Source organism: Flavobacterium crocinum (genome assembly GCF_003122385.1).
In the GTDB taxonomy this organism is placed as follows: Bacteria; Bacteroidota; Bacteroidia; order Flavobacteriales; family Flavobacteriaceae; genus Flavobacterium; species Flavobacterium crocinum.
This window is the reverse complement of sequence record NZ_CP029255.1, coordinates 5,593,015-5,608,291: the sequence shown is the minus strand read 5'-3', so window position 1 is coordinate 5,608,291 and position 15,277 is coordinate 5,593,015. Positions and strand designations below refer to the sequence as shown.

At 34.5% G+C, this 15,277-nt stretch carries 9 protein-coding genes; all 9 read left to right on the top strand.

Translation table 11 applies throughout. The features are described 5' to 3' along the window. The first annotated feature begins 104 nt into the window (after positions 1–104). The 9 genes from HYN56_RS23720 to HYN56_RS23680 all read left to right on the top strand — a co-directional run bounded on the left by HYN56_RS23720 (position 105) and on the right by HYN56_RS23680 (position 15,180). Positions 105–1,253, top strand: coding sequence for a FecR family protein (locus HYN56_RS23720; RefSeq protein WP_109194468.1), 1,149 nt, complete (start codon positions 105–107; stop codon positions 1,251–1,253). A 172-nt stretch (positions 1,254–1,425) separates the two neighbouring features. Beyond that, positions 1,426–4,752, top strand: a complete 3,327-nt coding sequence (locus tag HYN56_RS23715) for a SusC/RagA family TonB-linked outer membrane protein (protein WP_167398345.1) — start codon at positions 1,426–1,428, stop codon at positions 4,750–4,752. Between the two features lie 10 nt (positions 4,753–4,762). Continuing rightward, positions 4,763–6,211, top strand: coding sequence for a RagB/SusD family nutrient uptake outer membrane protein (locus HYN56_RS23710; RefSeq protein WP_109194466.1), 1,449 nt, complete (start codon positions 4,763–4,765; stop codon positions 6,209–6,211). A gap of 11 nt (positions 6,212–6,222) precedes the next feature. Next, positions 6,223–6,993, top strand: coding sequence for a DUF4843 domain-containing protein (locus HYN56_RS23705; RefSeq protein WP_109194465.1), 771 nt, complete (start codon positions 6,223–6,225; stop codon positions 6,991–6,993). 32 nt (positions 6,994–7,025) lie between these two features. Further along, a complete protein-coding gene (locus HYN56_RS23700; RefSeq protein ID WP_109194464.1) occupies positions 7,026–8,522 on the top strand; it encodes a PKD-like family lipoprotein in 1,497 nt (498 codons plus the stop codon). A 75-nt stretch (positions 8,523–8,597) separates the two neighbouring features. After that, a complete protein-coding gene (locus HYN56_RS23695; RefSeq protein ID WP_109194463.1) occupies positions 8,598–9,464 on the top strand; it encodes a thioredoxin family protein in 867 nt (288 codons plus the stop codon). 6 nt (positions 9,465–9,470) lie between these two features. Further along, positions 9,471–10,943 (top strand): retropepsin-like aspartic protease, encoded by a 1,473-nt coding sequence (locus tag HYN56_RS23690; protein ID WP_109194462.1) that lies wholly within the window; start codon positions 9,471–9,473, stop codon positions 10,941–10,943. 25 nt (positions 10,944–10,968) lie between these two features. Further along, the gene (locus HYN56_RS25225; protein WP_109194461.1) at positions 10,969–12,351 is read left to right on the top strand and encodes a TlpA family protein disulfide reductase; all 1,383 of its coding nucleotides are present in this window, start codon (positions 10,969–10,971) and stop codon (positions 12,349–12,351) included. A gap of 12 nt (positions 12,352–12,363) precedes the next feature. After that, positions 12,364–15,180, top strand: coding sequence for a M16 family metallopeptidase (locus HYN56_RS23680; RefSeq protein ID WP_109194460.1), 2,817 nt, complete (start codon positions 12,364–12,366; stop codon positions 15,178–15,180). The last annotated feature ends 97 nt before the right edge of the window (positions 15,181–15,277 follow it).

Below are 15,277 nucleotides of genomic sequence, written 5' to 3'. Positions count from 1 at the left end.
TACTTGTTTTTCAAAAAATTTCAAAAAAAATACAATTTGGACTAGGGGGTATGTGCTTTTTAGGATACTTACTTATATACTCCCCGAATTAATAATAAGAAAAAATGAAAAAAGAAGATTTTATAGTATTGCTAAATAGATACCTTTCCGGTGATACCAATCTCGAGGAGAATAATAAACTATTGAATTATTACCAAAGTTTTCAGACTGATGAAGAATGGGACGATGCATTGGGGTCTAAAGAAGAAATGGAACTTAAAATGAGAACCCGTCTTCAAAATGCTATTCTGTCTGATGAAAATGAAGTTATTCCGCTTAAACCTTTTTACACCAGAACTACTTTCAAATTAATGGCAATGGCGGCATCGTTATTATTGTTGATCTCAATTTCATTATTCATCAATAAAACCAATCCGCTCAAAATAGAAACACCGGCTGTTGCCCACAAAGAAATTTTGATTGGTAGCGACAAAGCAACTTTAACTTTAGAAGATGGTTCTGTGGTGGCTTTAGAAAAAGGGAAATCATATACTCAGGGCAATGCTTCCAGTAATGGAGAAAAGCTGGTTTACAATTCCAAAGGAAAACCAAACGCAATTGCCAATAATTATTTAACGATTCCAAGAGGCGGACAGTTTTTTGTACAATTAGCAGACAGCACCAAAGTCTGGTTAAACTCTGAATCGCAATTAAAATATCCTGTAGCCTTTGTTGATGGCGAAACACGACAAGTTGAGCTGGTTTACGGAGAAGCCTATTTTGAAGTGTCGCCAAGCACCAAACACAAAGGTTCAAGATTTAAAGTCCAGACTCACGGACAAAATGTAGAAGTAATAGGAACAGAATTTAATATCAAAGCCTATAGAGATGAAACTACAATTTACACCACATTGGTACAGGGAGTTGTGGCGGTAAGCAATTCCAGTAAAAAACAAATCCTGACACCAAATCAGCAGTCAAGAATTACAGATTACAACGGAAATATTGCCGTTTCTGAAGTAGATGTTTACAATGAAATTTCCTGGAGAAAAGGATTGTTTGTTTTCAAAGGAATGCCTTTAAAAGATATTGCAAGAGTGCTTTCAAGATGGTATGATACAGATATTGTATTTGCGGATCCTGCTCTCGGAAATGTGAAATTTAATGGGGTTTTGAATAAAAATCAGAAGCTCGAAGAAATATTAACCACAATCAAGAACATCAATTTTATTAATGCCTATGAGAAAAAAGATGATAAGATTATAATTAAATAAAAAGAAAAGGGATTAAAGTTTAGACCTCTCACCGTACTGCGCTTTATCCCTTTCTGTGTATTAACCAGTAAGTCAGTTTTATTAACCAACCAACCAATTAACATGTAAATTTATGAAATTTAAATTAACCAGCGCCTATTTCTATTTAAGAAAGAGGCTAATTATTAACATTATGAGAACTTTTATCTTCTTGTTTTGTACTACAATTTTTGGTTTTTCTCCCGTAAATCTATTTTCACAAAACACAAAAGTTGTAATTGCAGCTGATAAAACGGTATCTGTCGATGAAGTTTTTGATATTATCAAGCAACAGACAAATTATACTTTTATTTATCAGGAAGATTTATTTAAAAAATTACCTAAAGTACATTTAAAAAAAGGAACAATTAAAGTAAACGAACTTTTGAAAACGGCTTTTGCCAGTAAAAATTTCGACTTCAGCTTATCAAACGGAAACACAATTCTTGTCAAAGAAAACCGTCCAGAAACGGTAGTTGTAGTTCAATCTAAAATAATTGAAATTAAAGGAGCCGTTACTAACGAAAAGGGCGAACCTGTTCCGGGCGTAAACATAAAAGTAAAAGGAACAAATGCAACGGCTCAGACTGATTTTGACGGAAAATATACCATTAATGCACCGGAAGACGGACAAATTTTATTTACCTATATTGGTCATAAAGCACAAGTAGTTTCTGTAAATAAGAGAAAAGTGATTAATGTAAAACTGGAACAGGAAACCAGAGAACTTGGTGGAGTAGTAGTAAATACAGGAGTTACAGTTCGTAAGAAAGAATTAATCACGGGAGCTGTATCTATTTACAAAGGCGAAGAAATAAGACAAATCTCTACTCAAAATGTAGTTCAGGCTTTAAAAACTTTAGATCCATCTTTTATAGTTTTAAATAATAACCTTGCCGGTTCAAATCCGAATGTGCTGCCGGTTATCGAGGTGAGAGGACAAACGAGTTTATCTGTCAATCAGGTAAATGACCAGTTTAAAGAAGATCCAAATCAGCCGTTGTTTATTTTGGACGGATTTCCAACAACATTACAACAGGTTGTTGATTTAGATATTAACAGAATTGCTAGTATTACGCTTCTTAAAGATGCTGCTTCTACAGCATTATATGGTTCACGTTCTGCAAACGGAGTTGTGGTTATTGAAACCAATAAACCGCTTCCTGGTAAACTACAGGTCTCTTATGTTTACAATTCCTCTTACGAATTAGCAGATTTAAGTGTTTATAATTTGATGAATGCGGAACAGAAATTAGAATTCGAAAGACTTTCCGGAGCTTACATACCAAGCAGATATTCTTCGTATGAAGTGCCTATTGCTTGGCAAAATGTGTACAACCAGCGTTTGGCTGCGGTAAGACGTGGTGTAGATACTTATTGGCTTAATGAACCAATTCAGATGGGAATTACTTCCGGACACAGTTTAAGTGTAGGAGGAGGATCTGATGAGTTCCGATTTAATCTTGCAGGAAATTATAAAACAGTAACCGGAACAATGAAAGGTACTGAACATAATACCTGGGGATATAATGCCAATTTAACTTACAGAAAGAAAAAAGTAAGTTTCAATAACAACTTCTTTATATCTGGTGGAAATAATCAGGCTTCTCCTTATGGTTCTTTTGCTACGTGGGCAAAAGCAAGTCCGTATTATGAAAAATACAATGAAAATGGTATCCCGACACGTTACATGGATGGTACGAATATATCTGTAGGAAACCCTATCGTAAATTATTATGTAAATCAGGAAGAAAATCCGATGTACAATATGCTTTTGAATAGTTATGATAAAGGCAATGAAGTTAATTTTACGAACAACTTCGCAATCAATTATGATATAAACCCTCACATTAGAACTACGGCTGCGTTATCAGTTTCAAGGTTAGATAAAACAACAACCAAATTTATTTCGCCGGATGATACACAGTATGTTGATAATATTCCAACAGAAAAAGGGAGTTATGAAAGAAAGGATTATTTAACCAATAAATGGAATGCAAACATTGGAGGAACCTATTCAAATGTATTTAATAATGTTCACTCCGTAAACTATACTATCAGGGCTTCGGCTTTAGAAACACAAAATAAACTTTATAGTTCTGTCCTAAGAGGATTTCCTTTAGGGGTTCCGGGTAATCCGGCGTTTGCCTTTGGATTTCAGCAAGATTCTAAACCGGGAACTTATAATGAAATGGTTCGAAGTGTAGATCTTACCAATCAACTGAATTATGCTTATGATAGAAAATATTTAGTCGATTTAACCCAGACTATTTCGGGAGCAACCAATTTTGGGACCAATAAGAAATATTCTCCTTATTATGGTGTTGGTCTTGGATGGAACATCAATAACGAATTGAAGATGAACGAAGATATTGTAAACATCTTAAAACTTCGTGCCAACTACGGACAAACTGGAAATCAGAATTTGGTTGGATATGCTTCTCATGACATTTATATCTATGAACCCAATACTAATATTTTTGGAGCAGGATTAAATATTGCACAATTAGCAAACACAGATCTGGAAGCACAAAAAACCAAAGATTTATCTTTAGGAATCGATTTGGCAATGTGGAGAAACAGATTAACCTTTACATTTAATGCCTACAGACGTCAGACTACACCGCAGATCGTTGCTATAGATCTTGCATCTTCGACAGGAGTTAGTGCTTATCCTTTGAACGTAGGTTATATTACAACAAGAGGTTTAGAGTTAAAAGCAAATTATAACATCATAAACAACTTAGAGAGCAATATTTATTGGGGAGTTGGATTAACTGCTACTACAAATGAAAACGAATTAGGAGGTTTTAATAATGCTCTTGCTTCATTAAATGAGGCTGCTCAAAAAACAACCAGTTTAACAAGATTCTATGATGGAGCCAGCTCCAATGATCTTTGGGCAGTGCCATCATTAGGAATTGACCCTGCTACCGGAAGAGAAGTTTTTTTAAAGAAAAATGGAGAAACCACTTTTGTTTTAGACAAAAAAGATGAAAGAATAATGGGGAATTCGAGAGAAATTGCTACCGGTGTAGTTTCTACAAGTTTCAATTATAAAAATTTCAGTTTAGGAGTTTTCATCCGTTACAGTTTTGGTGCAGACCGATTCAATGAGGCTTTATATAATAAAGTTGAAAATATTAGCAGTGATAATATTTTCGACAATCAGGATGCCAGAGCGTTTACAGATCGTTGGACAACTCCGGGACAAATGGCACAATTTAAAGCAATTGGTTTAACAAATGCAACCCCAATCTCTTCTCGTTTCATTCAGAAAGATGATTATATCTCAGGAGAATCTCTTCGTTTAGGGTATCGTGTAACCAGCAGAGCCTGGCTAAATAAAAACGGATTGGCAGGTTTAGGATTTAACGCTTATGCCAATGAGTTTTTTAGAATGTCTACCATGAAAGCGGAACGAGGCATCGACTATCCTTTTTCAAGAATTTATTCTTTAAGTCTAAACGTATCATTTTAATACCACAATTATGAATCAGTATTTAAATAAAATAGCATTAACATTCCTCATTGTTTTTTCAGCTGTAAGCTGTAGCGACTTTCTGGATGTAGTGCCTCAGGATAAAATTTTGGAATCTCAAATTTATGAAAATGAAGCCGGAATGCAGAATGTGCACAACGGACTTTATTTGAGTCTGGCCAATAATAACCTTTACGGAAGACAGCTTACGATGGATGCTGTAGAAATTTTGGGACAACAATATAATATGCCAAGTTCGCATACCAAAAATAAAATGGCTTCTTATGCTTATGCCGAAAGTAATCCAAAAGCAGTGTTTTCTAATATTTGGGAAGAAGCTTATAAAACAATCTTATATGCTAACAAATTTTTGGAAAGCATGGATGAGCACGCAGGTATTGTGTCACAAGATAAAGCCGATCTTTTAAAAGGAGAAGTTTTAGGAATTCGTGCGATGCTTCATTTTGATATGCTGCGTCTATACGGACCAATTTATAAGGTGAGCCCTGCTGTATTGGCAATACCATATTACGATAAACCGGTTACAGTAAACGAGCCATTACTTCCTGCGCAAGAGGTAATCGTAAAAATATTGGCAGACTTAGATACTGCTTTAACATTATTACATAAAGACCCGGTTTTAACAACAGGAAAATATACTCCTACTTCAGACTTTGATGGTAATCTGTATTATTCTAAAAATAGAGGTAACAGAATGAATTATCTGGCTGTTAAATGTTTAAAAGCCCGTGTGTTGTTATATTCAGGAGATAAAACAGGTGCTTCTACAGTGGCAAATGAAGTAATTAATTTTGTGAAATCAAATACACTTTTTCCGTGGACTCCATTTTTAGAAGCTACTAATGCTGCAAATCCGGACCGTACTTTTTCTTCTGAAAATTTCTTTGCTTTAAGTGATTATACCTTATATACAAAACAAAGAGATTTGTTTGATTCAAATTTAAAAGATACTCAGATCTATGCTCCGATATTAACAAGATTAACTGCTGTTTTTGAATCAAATGATAATGATTATAGAAGTTTACCTAGCTGGAAAGTTCCGGTAGTAGGAGGAAAAACGCAAAAAACATTTTTCAAATATGAAGATGTAGATGAAAAGACGAAACTTTTCCGTTTACAGATTCCAATGTTCAAACTTTCAGAAATGTATCTGATAGCAGCAGAAACAGCTCCGGTAGCAGCAGATGGTATTACTTTTCTAAATACACTTCGTTTCAATAGAGGTTTAACCAATTTAGGGACAACAGCTAATGTTACAACAGAAGTTACAAAAGAATATAAGAAAGAATTTATAGGTGAAGGACAATTGTTTTTTTATTACAAAAGAATAAATAGTGTTACCATTCCAAATGGTTCGGCTGCAAGCGGAAATTTAACAATGGGAGCAGCTCAGTATGTAGTGCCATTACCGGATGCAGAAATTAACTTTCAAAATTAAAAAGACTAAACATGAAAAAAATATTGATTTTAAGCCTTGTGTTTTTATCCCTTTTAGGAATTACTTCATGCAATCGGGACGACATTGAAACCTTTCACGGTCAGGATAGTGTTTATTTTGAATATTCTGTTTACGGAATATCAATCCAGGGAGCTAAAACGGTAGCAGATAGTTTAGGATATAGTTTTGCCCTTGAAAAAGCTACCGTTACTGAAATGATTTATAAAATTCCGATTCGTGTACAAGGAAAAGTAAGTGATGTTGACAGAAATGTAAAAGTATCAGTAGATCCAAAAAGTACGGCAATTGAAGGAACTCATTTCGAACTTCCGCAAACAATCAAAATTTCTGCCGGAAAAGAAGTAGATACTCTCGCTGTAAAAGTTCACAGAACTGCTGATATGAAACAAAACAGCTATTTATTGATTTTAAACTTAGAAGAAAATGACTCTTTTAAAACAGATATGAAGAGTTATTTGAATAAACTAACCGGAAAAACGCTGAGCTTTATCACTTTTAAATTGTCATTAGATGATAAATTAACTCAGCCAACTGGATGGTATGCATCAGCATTAGGAGTTTTTACAGCCAAAAAATTCTACTTAATGTGTGAATTGATGGATTTAAAACCGGAAATGTTCAATCAAAAACTGGGAGCTCCAGGGCTGGCAATTGCAGATTTTGGATATTATCAGGGCTTTATGAAACGTTATCTGGCCGACCAGAAAGCTTCAGGTAATATCATTTACGAAGAGGACGGAAAAGAAATGATCTTTCCATAAAAACATTCTTTAAATTTTAAAAACAGAACACTATGTTTAAAAATATAAAAATTCAATTTTTTCTGTCCTTATTGCTGGTTTTAAACTATAGCTGTACAGAAGATGAAGGGAATTATGACTATAATGAAATTAATGAAATTGCAGTAACCGGTATTGAAGAAACTTATACAGCATATTCAGGAGAATATTTCAAAATAGCTCCAAATTTAAACCCAACTATAGACGATGGCAATAATCCCGACCGCTATACTTATGAATGGACAGCACTTAACCTTTCTAAGCTTTTAGCAGATCCAACGGCAAAAATGCTGATCGCTACAACAAAAGATTTAGATGGAATTTTAAAATTACCTTCAGGAAAGTACACGATTTATTATTTTGTAAAAGATAAAGTTACAGGTGTTACCTGGCAGCAGGAACCATTTACTTTGAATGTGGTTTCTTCTATTTATGAAGGCTGGTTAGTAGTCGGGAATGTAGATGGAAAAGCGCGTTTAGATATGGTTTCGATATTACCGGGTATTCCGGAACCAAGAATTATTACAGATGTTTTGGATGCTTCCGGTTCAGCTTTAAAATTGGCAGGTACTGCTGTTGACGTATCTTGCTTTGGAAGTGCTACAGCATCTTCTGCCTATGGTGTTTATGTTACAGCAACAGAAACGGGTACTGCCAGACTGGATCCGGATTCTTTTGGATGGGCTCAATCACAAAATTTTGCTTATGAAACTTTAGGAGGTGCATTTCCAACCAATTTTGGAATTGATTTTATGGAAACACCAGGAGCAGGAGGAGAGAATTTTGTTTACAGCAAAGGAAATATATATTACTATTATCGTGCCTTTAATATAAAATACGGTTTGCCACAAAATATCATGGAAACGGAAACCAAAACTTTTTATGCAGCCCCTTTCATTGCCAGTAATTCAGGCTCTGCAGCAACACCGGTTTTCTTTAATAATGATACTCGTGCTTTTGTACGTTTTAGTTATTCTAAAGGAAATTGTTCTGCAATGCCGCCTTTAAGCCCTACTGAAACAGTTTTAGATTGGAACAACACCAATTCAGATTTAATTTATATGACAACTTCAGGTTTTAATGGTTATGAAAACTTTGCTGTTCTAAAGAACCGCTCAACAGGGAAATACAATTTACTTCGTTTTTCAAAAACCTTAGTTCAAAGTTATTATAAAGAAATACTGAATGCACCGGAGTTTGATAAAGCAACCAGGTTTGCTGTAAGTCCGGATTCAGGGTATTTATTTTATGCTGTTGGAGGAAAAGTTTATGAATACGATCACGGAACTCAATCTGCCAAGTTGATGATTAACAAAGGAGCAGAAGAAATAACCTATATCGCTTTTAATAGTTTAGCCAAAAATGCAGACAAAAAACTAATTGTTGGAAGTTACGGAACTACCGGGACATTAGAATTGTACACTGTTCCTCCTGTAAACGGAGACTTAATCCTAACTAATACATATAGCGGTTTATCTAAAATTGTTGATGTTGCATACCGCAGAAGATAATTAACTAACCCTAAAAAACAAAACCGAATGAAGAATAAAATTCATTCTTCATTCGGTTCTTAAAAACCACATTTTATGAAACGATTTTTGAAAATCGCAAGCGCAGTTTTGCTGCTTGCCTGTCCTGTTATTGCCTTAAAAGCACAGACCCAATCAACCGAAGAAAGCTGGATAAAAGCGAAAAAACAAGCTCAAACGGAGAAAAAATTAATCTTTGTCGATTTGTACTTTACGGGCTGTATGCCGTGTGCACAAATGGACAAAGAAGTATTTCCGGATCCTAAAGTTACAGCTGTTTTAAACGCTGATTTTGTCACTTTTAAATCGGATATTTTAAAAGAAGAAATTGGTAAAAAGTTATGCATGAAATACGGTGTAACTGGTTTTCCAACATTTTTACTGATGAATGCTGAAGGAAAAATTATTGATATCGAAACTGGCTTTCAAAGTGTAGAACAGTTAACAGCACTTTTGGAAAAGTCAAAGCAAAATGCTAAAAAAGGGATTTTAAAAAAATACAGTACGAAAGACGAAGTTTATCCGGATTTCTACAAAGATGCTTATTTAAACGGGAAAAGAAATGTCTCTTTTGAAACTGCCGATGCGTATTTAAAAGCACAGCCTTCCTTAACTGACGAAGTTCCTTTTGTCATTATCACAGGTTTAAGAATCGGTCGACAATACGATGATTTCTTCTTGAAAAATGCCAAAGAACTTTATAAAGATTATGGAACAGCAAGTGTGACCAATCACGTCTTTACCATTTTGCAGCGCAAGAAAAAAGAGTTTGAAAAAAAGAACGATTTGACTTCTTTCAAAAAACTTTTAGACGAAATGAAACCACTTTATACTGTTGAAGAATGGACCAAATTTGAAGGCATTTTACTAAAAGATTTTGGAGTAGAAAAAGTGGTGGTTAATCCGAATACTGGACAAAAGTAACTCGCGATGAAAAAGATATTCTTGTTTTCAACCCTGATTTTTGGATGCTCCATTTATGCTCAAAACGGCATCCGGCAATCTATTGAAACTTTCGAAAAAGCCTTTCAGAATAAAGATTACAACGCAATGAAAAATCTCATAGCGCCCGAATTTACTGTGGGCGCTGGAGATTCTTCTTCAAATGAATTTTATTTTAATACTATTTTTAAAGCATTCCCAAACTTAGATTCTATTCAGATTGGAAAATCAAAAGTGGAGAAAAAAGAAACCAAAACGGCAGTAAATTTTTTCTTTAACGGAAAAGAAAAAAAGCCGTCTGAAATTGTTTTCAACGCAGAAAACAAAATCGTATATGTCACTTTTTTTGATGGTTTATACCGGGTAGACAGAAATGCAGAAGTTAAAAAAATGGCGAGTATTCCATTTCAGATCATTGAAAACGGAATCGCAATCAAAATAAAATTAAACAAAGCTGACCGCGAGTTTTTAATGCTTTTTGACACTGGAGCAGACGGAATGGCTTTGAATCCGGATAGTGCTTACAAGGCAGGAGTTGTGGTAACCAATAACAAATCGGCATCAGTTGTTGGCGGAAGTCAACAGGTACAGTATTCGGCAGATAATACTATTTATATAGGAGATCAGGTTTTGAAAAATCAGGGATTGGTTATTTTTCCAAAACATGGTGTTTACGACGGATTATTCGGAGCAAATTTATTACGCAATTACATCACTTCGGTGAATTTTGATACGATGACGATCGATTTGTACAATTTCGGAAATTTCAATTATACAGGAAAAGCGAAACCAATGATTTTTGATTATAAATCGGGACTTCCGGTAGTAAAAATGAACCTGACTTTTGAAGATAAAAAAACAGTCGAAGGCAATTTCACTTTTGATACTGGTGCCGGTTATGATATTATTGCTTACGGACCTTTCAATCACAAAAATAATCTGGAAGCAAGTTTAAAAACAGAATACAACTCGGTCAATTTTAGTTTAGGAAAACAAACCAAAATTATTGGGGGTGCAATTCCGAATGTTGGCATTAACGGAAATAATTTCCCAAACGTTACCATAGCCCTTCAGGAATATGATGATGCCAATAAAAGCTGGGCTTTCGCCGATGGATCTCTCGGAATCGATTTAATCAGACGTTTCAATTTTACTATTGATGTACTGCACAAAACGGTGTATTTAGAACCGAATAAAAATTTTAAAAAAATAGCTTCTTTCTATCTCGGCGGACTTGATTTGGATTTTGATGAAAATCAAAACTTATTAGTAAAAAGAATTATAGACCAACAGAACGAGTATTTAAAGAAAGTAAAAACAGGCGCCAAAGTCACTCAGATTAATGATTTTGAAGCACAGGAATTACTGAAGCCGGAAAATCTTAAAAAGCTGAAAGCATCCAAAGAAAGTAAGGATTTTATAATAGAACAAGACGATCAATCAATGCGAATTTCAATTTAAAACTATCAACAAAAAACAGAAAAACATGAAAAACAAAAGTTTTTATTTCATTATGACCTTCATTATGGTTCAAATGAGTTATGCTGTAAATCTTTCAGATTATGCAGTAATTAAAGGAACCATTTCAATTCCGGATTTTAAAGCTAAAGAAGTGACACTTTACAACGTTGAAGAAGGAAAGCCAGTCGTTGCTGCTACCGCAAAAGTTAATTCTTTGGGGGAATTTGGCTTTTTGACTCCAGTTTCAGCTGCTGGCTTTTATTATGTGGATTACGGACAATTTAAAAGCAGAAATCAACTAATTCGTTTGTATTTAGAACCTAAACTTGATATTAATCTTGTAATTAATAAAACGAATTATACTTTAAGCGGAAAAAATACAGGACAAAATGCCCTGGTACAAAAAGCAAACGAAATCTACAACGAATTTGCTCCTTTTGCACGTTTGGGTGAGAATGTAACTTATGTAGAATTTTATCCTTTCATTGACAAAGGAATTGCTAAAGCAGATGAATTTTCAAAATCAATTAAAACGAAAGATGCTGCTTTCAACAAATTATTAAAATTAGCTGTAGCTACTGATGTTGAAGAGTTGACTTATACTTTTTTCAGAATGCCAAGAACTGCATTTCCGGATAAAAACGACCGTCCGGCTGTTATGAAAACCTGGGAAACCGATAAGAAATTTACAGATCCGGATTTATTGAAATTACAAAATGGAGTTTCGTTAATGTCAAATTATTTCTTTTACATTACGATGAATACCGGAGATGCTCCAAAACGTTTAGATTTAACGGAAGCAATTACACATATTACAGATCCTGCTCTTAAAGATGTTTATTTGCGAGATGCAGTTGCAAATTCTCGTATGAAAATTGAAGAATACGAAAAAATTGCACCGGAAATTAAACCGTTTATGGTTTCGGATAACAGCAAAGCTTTTTTATTGGAATACGAAAAAGTATTGCATAAAAGTGTAGGTCAGAAAGGTTTAGATTTTACCTATAAAGATATCAACGATAAACCGGTTTCGTTTTCAGATTTCAAAGGGAAATATGTGTACATCGATTTATGGGCAACCTGGTGTGGGCCTTGTAAAGCGGAAATTCCTCACATGAAAAAAATAGAAGAAGATTACCATGGAAAAAACATCGTTTTTGTAAGCCTTTCATTGGATAAACCAAAAGACGCTCAAAAATGGAAAGATTTTGTGACCAAAGAGCAATTAAAAGGAATTCAGTTAATGGCTGATAAGGATTTTGGTTCTGATGTGGCTAAAAATTATGAGGTAAATGCAATTCCGAGATTCTTATTATTTGATACAAAAGGAAATATTATAAATGCCGATGCACTTCGTCCCTCAAATCCTGAGTTGAGAGTACAGCTGGATAAATTATTGAAAAGTTAAGGAAAAGGCTTTATGAAGTACGGAAGAAAAATATCAGTTTTATTGCTTTTTATTGGAAGCTTGACTTTCGCGCAAGCGCAAAATTACAAAGCAAACGACCCAATCTCAGTCAATCAGAAAATAAAGAAAGGAGTTCTGCCAAACGGAATGACCTATTATATTTATCCGACCGAAGTCAATAAAAATACAGCAAGTTATTACATCATTCAGAACGTAGGTTCTGTTTTAGAAAACGACCAGCAGAAGGGGCTGGCGCATTTCTTAGAACACATGGCGTTTAACGGGACGAAAAATTTTGAAGGAAAAGGAATCCTGAATACGCTTCAAAAACAAGGTGCTGTTTTCGGAAGAAATATCAACGCATATACAAGCACAGATGAAACGGTTTACAATCTGGACAATATTCCGTCAAAAGATGGCGGAGTTGTAGATACCTGTTTATTGGTTTTGCACGACTGGTCTAATTTCTTATCGCTTACAAATGAAGAAATTGATGCCGAGCGCGGTGTAATTACCGAAGAATGGCGTACGAGACAAAATGCAAGAGCGAGAATTTACAATCAGCTGGCGCCGTATTATTACAATAATTCACTGTATGCAGACCGCATGCCGATTGGCGATATGGAAATTGTGAAGAACTTTAAATATCAGGTTTTAAAAGATTTCTATAAAGATTGGTATCGTCCAGATTTGCAGGCAATCGCAATTGTAGGAGATATTAACGCAGACGAAATTGAAGCAAAAATCAAGAAACTTTTTGCAGATATTCCGACGCCGGTAAATCCTAAAAAGCGTTTTGAAATTGCAATTCCGGAAAGAACAGAACCAACTTTCAAATTGGCTTTAGATAAAGAAATTTCGACTTCAAATATTAGTTATATGATTCGCCATACGGCAGAAAAATCAACAAATACCTATGCCGAATTAGAAAAATCTACTCAAAGAAGTCTTGCTTTTTCTATCTTAAATAGTCGTTTGACAGAAATGGCGCAGAAACAAGAATGCCCGTTTAAAAGTGCATCAGTTGGATACCAAAATTTTTCCCGTTTGAATGATATCTGGAGTTTGAATGTTTCTCCAAAACCAGAAAAGCAAGCCGAAGCTTTTGCAATGGTCATGAATGAATGGGTTCGCGCCTGCAAATTTGGTTTTTCTAAAGGAGAAATCGAAAGGACTGTTGCAGAAAATATTTCAGGTTACGAAAATTATCTGGAAAAACTGAATGAGATTTCGCATAAGGATGTTATTGGAATGGTAAAAGACGATTATTTAAATCATGAAGTTATTGCCGATCCAAAAGCAGAATTTGAAATGATAAAAAGCATTTTGAAGAATGTTGACACTAAAATTCTTCAAGAGCAAATCAGTAAATTATATACGGTGCAAAATCGTGTTGTAGCGGTAACAGGTGTAGAAAAAGAGAATAACTTAACTCAGGAAAAAGCTTTTGATATTATTCAGAAAGCTGAAAACGATGCTTCGTTACAGCCTTATGTGGATACTTTTGAAGGAAAAACACTTTTAGGAAATCTGAAAATCAATTCAGGAAAAATTGTTTCAGAGAAAAAAGAAACTGCAATCGATGCGACAACTTTTGTATTGAGCAATGGCGTAAAAGTGCATTACAAATTTGCTGATAAAAACAAGAAACAAGTAGATCTGAAAGCGGAAAGTTTTGGAGGATCTTCTTTGTATGAGCCTCAAGATTTACCATCAGTTGGCCGCGCAACTGAACTAGCGCTAATGTCTGGGGTTGGTGAGCTGTCGAATGTTGATTTGACAAAAGTTTTAAAGGGAAAAATTGCTGGCTCTTCTGTAGATGTTAGCTCGTTGAAAGAGACAGTTACGGCATGGGCAAATGTAAAAGATATCGAAACCATGATGCAATTGATTCATTTGCGTTTTGTGCAGCCAAGATTTGATAATCAAATGTATAAGCTATTAAAGGAAAGATTAGAAAATTCGCTTAAAAACAGAGCAAATGATATCAATGCAAAAATGGGAGACAGTTTAACGGATGTCGTTTATGGGAAAAACAACCCAAGAATACAGCCATTGAATCAAAAATATATTGACGGTTTATCTTTTGATAAAATGAAAGCTTTCTATTTGGATCGTTTTGCAGATGTTTCAAGCTTTGAATTTTATATTGTTGGAGATGTTACGCCAGAAGTTTTAAAACCTTTATTAGAAAAATATATTGCGAGTATAAACGGAATTAAACGTAAAGAAAAGTTTAAAACAGACATTCCGAAATGGACATCAAATAAAATTGACAGAGACGTTTTCATCAAAATGGAAACTCCAAAAAGTTCTGTTCGAATTGCTTTTCTAAAAAATGTTGCTTTTTCTCAAAGAAACAGAATCTTGGTTTCGTATTTAAGCGATGTGCTGACTTTGCGTTATACTGAAAGTCTCCGTGAAAAAGAAGGCGGAACTTACGGTGCGCAAGTAAGAGGAACTATGGATAAACTTCCGATTTCAAAAGCAAATCTTCAGATTAATTTTGATTGCGATGCCGACAAAGTGGAGCATTTATTGCCAATTGTGTATCAGGAAATTGATAAAATCAGGAAAGGAGAAATCGCTGCTGAAGACATTGAGAAAACAAGAACAAACTATTTGAAATCCAGAGAAGACAGCAAAAACTTCAACAGTTATAGCATGAACTTGATTTATAACTATTTTGAGAATGCTTACGATATGAATGATCCTAAAAATTATGTTGATATCGTAAAAAGCATCACAGCCAAAGACATTCAGGAATTTGCTAATTCATTTTTAGATAAAGCTGATTCTATGGAAGTCGTTTTTAAACCATTAAAATAATCTGAAGAGTTTTTATTTACCAGAGTTTAATTTGTATTTCCCTATCAAAAAAGTATTTTGAATTAGTAAGCAATGTAGTTTGTATAGTGGATTTCAC

What these genes read in the sequence shown, in the direction of transcription:
- HYN56_RS25225 (WP_109194461.1), top strand. Translation starts at nt 10,969, where the DNA reads ATGAAAAACAAAAGTTTTTATTTCATTATGACCTTCATTATGGTTCAA.
- HYN56_RS23700 (WP_109194464.1), top strand. Translation starts at nt 7,026, where the DNA reads ATGTTTAAAAATATAAAAATTCAATTTTTTCTGTCCTTATTGCTGGTT.
- HYN56_RS23690 (WP_109194462.1), top strand. Translation starts at nt 9,471, where the DNA reads ATGAAAAAGATATTCTTGTTTTCAACCCTGATTTTTGGATGCTCCATT.
- HYN56_RS23710 (WP_109194466.1), top strand. Translation starts at nt 4,763, where the DNA reads ATGAATCAGTATTTAAATAAAATAGCATTAACATTCCTCATTGTTTTT.
- HYN56_RS23720 (WP_109194468.1), top strand. Translation starts at nt 105, where the DNA reads ATGAAAAAAGAAGATTTTATAGTATTGCTAAATAGATACCTTTCCGGT.
- HYN56_RS23680 (WP_109194460.1), top strand. Translation starts at nt 12,364, where the DNA reads ATGAAGTACGGAAGAAAAATATCAGTTTTATTGCTTTTTATTGGAAGC.
- HYN56_RS23705 (WP_109194465.1), top strand. Translation starts at nt 6,223, where the DNA reads ATGAAAAAAATATTGATTTTAAGCCTTGTGTTTTTATCCCTTTTAGGA.
- HYN56_RS23695 (WP_109194463.1), top strand. Translation starts at nt 8,598, where the DNA reads ATGAAACGATTTTTGAAAATCGCAAGCGCAGTTTTGCTGCTTGCCTGT.
- HYN56_RS23715 (WP_167398345.1), top strand. Translation starts at nt 1,426, where the DNA reads ATGAGAACTTTTATCTTCTTGTTTTGTACTACAATTTTTGGTTTTTCT.